The sequence below is a fragment of the Stenotrophomonas sp. 2YAF22 genome (genome assembly GCF_052114665.1).
GTDB lineage: Bacteria > Pseudomonadota > Gammaproteobacteria > Xanthomonadales > Xanthomonadaceae > Stenotrophomonas > Stenotrophomonas indicatrix.
The window spans coordinates 1-6,808 of the sequence record NZ_JBFRFE010000189.1; the positions used below are offsets into that span (position 1 = coordinate 1).

Sequence of the window (6,808 nt, forward strand, 5' to 3'; positions counted from 1 at the left end):
GCGCGGTGCCTTCGGTAGATCCACGCCATGCGTGGATGGCCTTTCCTGCAACCACAGGCGGGTTTCTGCACAGTCTGCGGCTTGCCACTTGCCGTGATTGGCGGCAGGCTAGCTGGATGCTCAATTCTCCTTCGCCGCTTTCCGGTTTTGCCTTCGTGGGTGAACCGTTGGAGCGCGCCGATGCCATGCGCGAAGACGCCGATGCTCTGGCGCGCCTGTGGCCCGATGCGCGCATTCTTGTCCTGGACCAGGACGGCACCGCCTTCACCGGTGATGACGACCAGCCGCTGGCGTTGACCGGCGCCGATGTCGGTGGCGGGCCGGGTGTCGCGATCTTCCTCGGCCTGCGTGGCGAGCAGGCGTGGTTCTCGGTGGAAGCGGCCAGCGTGACCGTCACCGCGCCACGCCGGCTCGATCTGCGCCAGGCCGCACTGCTGTGGACCGTGGCCGATGCGACAGCCTTCAGCTACGCCCGTGGCATGTCCTACTGGCAATCGCGTACCCGCTTCTGCGGTGTCTGCGGCAGCGCCGTGACGTTCGCCCGGGGTGGCTTCGTCGGCCGCTGCCCGCAGTGCGCGACCGAACACTATCCGCGCGTCGACCCGGCCGTGATCGTCGCAGTGGAAAACCAGGGCCGGCTGTTGCTGGGTCGCCAGTCCAACTGGGCGCCGCGCCGCTATTCGGTGCTGGCCGGCTTTGTCGAGCCGGGCGAGACCTTCGAGCAGACCGTAGCGCGCGAAGTGCACGAAGAGAGCAAGGTGCGGGTGACCGCCTGCCAGTACCTGGGCTCGCAGCCCTGGCCGTTCCCCGGCGCATTGATGGTCGGATTCCGCGCGCAGGCACACGACGACGTGCCGACCGTGGATGGCGAACTGGAAGACGCGCGCTGGTTCAGCGCCGAGGAAGTTGGCGCGGCCCTCGCGCGTGACGTCGAGGACGATGGAGAAGGCATCCGTCTGTCACCGCCGATTTCCATTTCGCGGGGCCTGATCGAGCATTGGTACCGCCAGCAACCGGCATCCGGCGGTGCCAGCATTGCCGCCACCTGAACACGCAGCCGGTTACAGTACGGTTCACCGCTGACGGCGACGCTGCGACAGGTAAGGTAGCGACGCCGAACGCTCGCTCGTAGGGAGACCTGCCATGTTCACCACCCTGGTCGCCGTGTTGGTGGCACTGGCCCTTGGCCATGTCGCCCCGGCCGCTGCCGCGTCGCTGCGCCGTTTCGACGGCTTCCGGCGCTGGCTGGGCTGGCTGGACGCGCGCGGTGGTCGGGCCTGGCAGGGGGCCGCCGGCGTGGCGTTGGCGATCGTACCGCCACTGTTGCTGATGGCGCTGGTCGCCTGGCTGCTGCGCGGGGTGCTGTTCGGCCTTCCGGCGCTGCTGCTGGGCGTGGCCGTGCTGGCCTGGTGCTGGGGCCCGCGGGATCTGGACCGCGACATCGAAGCGATCATCGATGCCGACGATGCGCCCACCCGGCAGGCGGCGGTACGCAACCTGCAGTCGGCCGGTGGCAGCCTGCGCGAGGATGTTCCGTCACTGGTCGAGGCGACCGTGCTCAACGCCCTGCGGCGCTGGTTCGCGGTGCTGTTCTGGTTCCTGCTGCTGGGCCCGGTGGGGGCTCTCGGTTATCGTCTACTGGCACTGATGGCGGAAAGCCCGATGCGCGCGCGCGTGCCGGTGGAGCCGCTGGCGCTGGCACAGCGGCTGCTGGGCTGGATCGAGTGGCCGGTGGCACAGTTGATGGCGTTCTCGATGGCCCTGGTCGGCAACTTCGACACGGCCTGGAAGGCATGGCGCCAGGCGCATGGTGAGCGCTTGGCCGGCGGCATTGGTTTCCTGGGCGCGGTGGCGCGTGCCAGCGTCAATGCCGAGCTGCGCGAAGATGCGCACGATTACACCGAAGCCGGTCTGCTGCCGGTGTGGCAGCGGTTGCCGGACCTGCGGGATGCGATGAGCCTGGTGTGGCGGATGCTGCTGCTGTGGCTGGCGGTGCTGGCCCTGCTGGTGATCGCGGGCTGGGTGACCTAGTTGTTCTTTCTGCAGGGCTTGCTGCCCTGCACCCGCTGGAAGCAACAGCAACAGCAACAGCGGCTCTGGATTTCTGTGGGTTTGGCGGGGCGGTGTGGGGCTGCAGGACACGCCGTGAACCCATCCATGGGGGCTCGATTGCGCCTTGCTCGTGTGCGCTGTCCTGCGCACACGGCAAGACCGGGGTCGGGCGTCCTGCCCAACCCGCCCGAGGCATGCCTCGGGCCCATGGCGCCAACGGTCCTGCASCCCCACACCGCCCCACCCCCGACAGTTTCCGRTGACGGCCAGTAGATCCACGCCATGCGTGGATGCCGAGCGGAGCGACCCGCTTCGGCTTTTGATCTTCTCTTTCTCTTCCGTGGTGGACGCGCACGGAAATTGTCCGTGGCCGGGCGGGATGGGGCTGCGGGGGTGTCCGCGGCATGGATGCCGCGGCCAAGCCTCCACGGACGGATTCACGGCGTCCCCCGCAACCCCATCCCGCCCGGCCACCCCAGGGCTTCTGCCTTCAAACGCCGCCCACCACAAGGGGCTGCGCCGTTGGCTGGAAACCTACACCGGAGCCAGCGCGGTGAACGGTGCCCACGGCAGGTTGCGCAGCACGGCATAGCCGGGCAGCAGCCATAGCCAGAACGTGGGGCTGGCCAGTACCCGCATCAGTGGATCAAGCACGCGCGGGCGTACGCCGGCGGTGTTGAGCAGCATCAGGAACAGGAAGGGCAGGCTGATGACCAGCAACGGGTTCATCGCCATCGCGCCGGGCAGGTCGAAGTGGACCAGTGAGTACAGGCAGCGCGTGCTGCCGCAGCCGGGGCAGTAGAAGCCGGTCAGTGCGTACAGCGGACAGCCCGGCAGCGGATTGCCGGAGACATACGGATTGACGTGGCGCAGGACCACGGCGGCACCCGCAGCCAGGCCGGACGCGGCCAGCAGCGGAGCCCAGCGGGTGAGTCGGGAACGAGCAGGAAGTGCGGACATGCGGGGGCGGGATCCGGCGCATGGCCGGACCCCGTCGCGGGCATCAGTAGCTGCCGTTGCCGCCGCTCAGGGCGCCCAGGCCGCCAACGGCCATGATGATGATGAAGTACAGGACGCCAACCACAACGGCAGCGATGGCCGACCAGATGGCCCACTTCTTGGCCTTGTCGGCCGAATCACGGGCACCGGCGACGTCGCCGGCAGCCAGCTTGCCGTTGACCTGCGCGGCGTAGACGATCGACACGATGCCGGCCGGCAGGCAGCAGAACAGGGTGGACAGGATGGCCCAGACCAGATTATTGGGGACCTGCGCAGTGGTGGTGTTCATGGTTCAAGCTCCTCGATGGGTGGTGGTGGTGAATCAAAGGTCGGATAGAGCGCCCAGCGCGGCCAAGCCGCCGAACAGCCCGAACCACAACAGCAACAGGACCGGCAGGGCTGCGGCCGAAGCCACCGCCCACCAGCCCGCCTTGCGCGACGCGCTATAGGCCCCCGGCAGGTCACCGGCCGCATTGCGACCATCGACCTGGGCGGCATACACGATCGACACCACGCCCAACGGCAGGCAGCAGAACAGCGTCGTCAGGATCGCCCAGACCAGATGGTTGGGGATGTAGACCGGACGGCTGAGCGGTGGCGGTTGATTCAAAGCAAGACTCCATTCCTTGGTGGTCGGCCGTGTGAACGGGCCGAACCTCCCCCCTGTGGGTGCGTAATCTACCGCAACCAACGACGCATGTATGCGTTTTCAGCCCCGTCAGGCCTCGCATCGCCCTTGGACGGTGGCGTATGCAGCGTACCGTCATCGCCCCCGGATGGGGGCGATTGCGTCAGGCGAGGTCGCCGCGCAGGGTGCGGACCTGCGCTTCCAGGGCGGCGGCATCGGTTGAATGGCCATCCACCGCCGGGGCGGCGACCACCTCCACTGTCGCCCGGAACCGACGCGGTACGCGCATCCGGCCCAGGCGGGTATCGCGGCGGCTCCACATGCTCGACCACATGCCGCGCAGGGCCATCGGCACCACCGGTACCGGGCGGCGTTCAAGGATCTTCTCCACACCCGATTTGAACGGTGCCATCGCGCCGTCACGGGTCAGTGCGCCTTCCGGGAAGATGCATACCAGCTCGCCCTCGGCGAGTGCGGCGTCGACTTCATCGAACGCGCGCTGCATCAAGGCCGGGTCTTCGCGCGCACCAGCGATCGGAATCGCCTTGGCGGTGCGGAAGATCCAGCGCATGACCGGGATGTTGAAGATCTTGTAGTACATGACGAAGCGCACCGGGCGCGGGATCGTCGCCGACAGGATCAGCGCGTCCATGTAGCTGACGTGGTTGCAGACCAGCAGCGCGGCGCCCTCATCGGGCACGTTCGCTTCGATGCCGTGCGGGCGCAGCCGGTACAGCGTGCGCACCATCACCCAGCTGAGGAAGCGCATCAGGAATTCGGGGACGATGGTGAAGATGTAGATCGCCACCACGGCATTGGCGATGGCCAGTGCCAGGAACAGCTGCGGGATGGTCCAGCCGAGCAGGCGCTGGGTGAGCAGGCCGAGTACGGCCGCAGCGACGATGAAGCCGGAGTTCTGGATGTTCAGCGCGGCGAATACGCGCGACATCTCCGATTTCGGCGTGCGGCTCTGGATCAACGCAAACAGCGGCACCACGAAGAAGCCGGTGAACAGGCCGATGCCGAGCAGGTCGATGATGATGCGGATGCTGCCGGCCTGGTGCACGAACTGGGTGACCGACAGGCCCTGCGCGGTGGCTTCACCGGCGCGCGCGAAGTACAGGTCCAGCAGGAAGGCGGTCATGCCGAACGCACCCAGCGGCACCAGGCCGATCTCCACCGTACGCGCCGACAGCTTTTCGCACAGCAGCGAACCGACGCCGGTGCCTACCGAAAACAGCGCCAGGGCGAAGATGTACAGGGTGGGTTCGCCACCGAGGTTGGTGACCGCATAGGACGGCAGCTGCGCAGTGAGGATGGTGCCGACGAACCAGAACCAGGACACGCCGAGGATGGCGTTGCGTACCGCCTTCTGTTTCCTGGCCATGCGCAGCACGGCCAGCGATTCGGGAATCGGGTTCCAGTTGATCTTCAGGTCCGGGGCGCCGGCATCTACCTTGGGGATCATGCGCGCGGCCAGGTTGCCGCAGATCGCCAGCGCGATGACCGCGGTGGCGGCCACGATCGGTCCATGGCTGCCGGCCAGGGTGAACACCAGGCCGCCGACGATCATGCCGGTCAGGATCGACATCGACGTGCCCATCTCGACCAGGCCATTGCCACCGGTCAGTTCTTCCGGGCGCAGCACCGAGGGCAGCACCGAGTACTTCACCGGGCCAAACAGGGTGGACTGCAGGCCCGTGCAGAACAGGGCCACCAGCAGCACCGGCAGGCTCTCGGTAAGAAAGCCCACCGCAGCCAGCGTCATGATCACGATCTCCATGGTGGTGGTGATCACGATCAGCCGCGACTTCTCCAGCTTTTCCGCGATCTGCCCGGCCAGGGCGGAGAACAGGAAGTAGGGCAGGATGAACAGCGCCGGCGCCAGGTTGGTGTAGAGCGTGCGCTCACTTTCAGCCACGCCGAGGTAGAACAGCAGGCCGATGATCGCCTGCCGGTACACGTTGTCGTTGAAGGCACCCAAGCCCTGCACGATGAAGAACGGCAGGAAACGGCGCTGGCGCAGCAGGGCGAACTGGTTGTGACCGGACATGGAACCTCCTTGGACCGGCGCAGCCTAGCATTCCTGCCTGTCAGGCAGGGATGGGGTAGGTGCGGACCGTTGGTCCGCACACCCCACCAACGCTCACACGATATCGTCGACCACGCCGCCATCGACCCGCAGCGCTGCGCCGGAGGTGGCCGACGCCTGCGGCGAGGCGAGGTAGACCACCATGTTGGCCACTTCCTCGACCGTGGCCGCGCGCTGGATCACCGATGCAGGACGATGGGCCATCACGAACTCACGGCCGATCTGTTCCAGCGGCTTGCCGGTACGTGCGCGTTCTTCTTCGAACATTGTTGCGAAGCCGTCGGACAACGTTGGGCCGGGCAGCACCGCATTGACGGTGACGCCGCTGCCGGCTACGCGCTTGGCCAAGCCGCGCGACAACGACAGCTGCGCGGTCTTGCTGACGCCGTAATGGATCATGTCGGCAGGAATGTTGCGTGCCGATTCGGAGGAGATGAACAGCACGCGGCCCCAACCGGCGTCGACCATCGCCGGAAGCAGGGCGCGCGACAGGCGCACGCCGGACATGACATTGGTCTGCCAGTACTGCTCCCAGGTGGCATCGTCGGTCTCGAAGAAGTCCTGCGGGCCGAAGATGCCGGCATTGTTGACCAGGATGTCGACGTTGCCCGGCAGGCCGGCCAGCAGCGCGTCGACCCCGCGGGCGTCGGACAGGTCGGCGGCCACGCCCAGCACGTTGGCGTCGGGAATGGCAGCCAGCAGGCGCTGGCGCGCGCGTTCCACGCTGTCGGCACTGCGGCCGTTGAGGATGACCTGCGCACCCGCGGCGGCAAGCCCCTGTGCGATGGCCAGACCGATGCCGGCGGTGGAGGCGGTGACCAGTGCGGTGCGGTCGTTGAGTTCGATCTTCATGGGGAGATCCTGCGTGGGCGACACGGCAGTATCGGCGCGGCGGCGTGATCGGAATGCCCCCGTGGACGCAACACGATGTTGCACGGCCGACAGGGCGACACCCGAATGCCGCTCCAGCACATCACGCCACGCGTGGATGCCGCACCAGTAGATCCACGCCATGCGTGGATGCGCTCCAGTAGATC

At 67.2% G+C, this 6,808-nt stretch carries 7 protein-coding genes; 2 read left to right on the forward strand and 5 right to left on the reverse strand.

The window, feature by feature from the left end:
* The first annotated feature begins 116 nt into the window (after nt 1-116).
* The gene (gene nudC / locus AB4Y84_RS09450) at nt 117-1,049 is read left to right on the forward strand and encodes an NAD(+) diphosphatase (protein ID WP_025874632.1); all 933 of its coding nucleotides are present in this window, start codon (nt 117-119) and stop codon (nt 1,047-1,049) included.
* 94 nt (nt 1,050-1,143) lie between these two features.
* The gene (ampE, locus tag AB4Y84_RS09455; protein WP_025874633.1) at nt 1,144-2,031 is read left to right on the forward strand and encodes a regulatory signaling modulator protein AmpE; all 888 of its coding nucleotides are present in this window, start codon (nt 1,144-1,146) and stop codon (nt 2,029-2,031) included.
* Between the two features lie 555 nt (nt 2,032-2,586).
* Here ampE and AB4Y84_RS09460 read toward each other — a convergent pair.
* From AB4Y84_RS09460 to AB4Y84_RS09480, 5 genes are all read right to left on the reverse strand, one after another.
* The gene (locus AB4Y84_RS09460; RefSeq protein WP_025874634.1) at nt 2,587-3,012 is read right to left on the reverse strand and encodes a DUF2752 domain-containing protein; all 426 of its coding nucleotides are present in this window, start codon (nt 3,010-3,012) and stop codon (nt 2,587-2,589) included.
* A 43-nt stretch (nt 3,013-3,055) separates the two neighbouring features.
* Nucleotides 3,056-3,340, reverse strand: a complete 285-nt coding sequence (locus tag AB4Y84_RS09465) for a CD225/dispanin family protein (protein ID WP_025874635.1) — start codon at nt 3,338-3,340, stop codon at nt 3,056-3,058.
* A 33-nt stretch (nt 3,341-3,373) separates the two neighbouring features.
* A complete protein-coding gene (locus tag AB4Y84_RS09470; protein ID WP_025874636.1) occupies nt 3,374-3,661 on the reverse strand; it encodes a CD225/dispanin family protein in 288 nt (95 codons plus the stop codon).
* 181 nt (nt 3,662-3,842) lie between these two features.
* The gene (locus AB4Y84_RS09475) at nt 3,843-5,732 is read right to left on the reverse strand and encodes an MFS transporter (RefSeq protein WP_428703965.1); all 1,890 of its coding nucleotides are present in this window, start codon (nt 5,730-5,732) and stop codon (nt 3,843-3,845) included.
* Between the two features lie 93 nt (nt 5,733-5,825).
* Nucleotides 5,826-6,623: an SDR family NAD(P)-dependent oxidoreductase gene (locus tag AB4Y84_RS09480; RefSeq protein ID WP_442244474.1), complete on the reverse strand. Its 798-nt coding sequence runs from the start codon at nt 6,621-6,623 to the stop codon at nt 5,826-5,828.
* Between the last annotated feature and the right edge of the window lie 185 nt (nt 6,624-6,808).

Coding starts and splice junctions, on each gene's coding strand:
- AB4Y84_RS09465 (WP_025874635.1), bottom strand. CDS start 3,340: ATGAACACCACCACTGCGCAGGTCCCCAATAATCTGGTCTGGGCCATC.
- AB4Y84_RS09460 (WP_025874634.1), bottom strand. CDS start 3,012: ATGTCCGCACTTCCTGCTCGTTCCCGACTCACCCGCTGGGCTCCGCTG.
- nudC (WP_025874632.1), top strand. CDS start 117: ATGCTCAATTCTCCTTCGCCGCTTTCCGGTTTTGCCTTCGTGGGTGAA.
- AB4Y84_RS09475 (WP_428703965.1), bottom strand. CDS start 5,732: ATGTCCGGTCACAACCAGTTCGCCCTGCTGCGCCAGCGCCGTTTCCTG.
- ampE (WP_025874633.1), top strand. CDS start 1,144: ATGTTCACCACCCTGGTCGCCGTGTTGGTGGCACTGGCCCTTGGCCAT.
- AB4Y84_RS09480 (WP_442244474.1), bottom strand. CDS start 6,623: ATGAAGATCGAACTCAACGACCGCACCGCACTGGTCACCGCCTCCACC.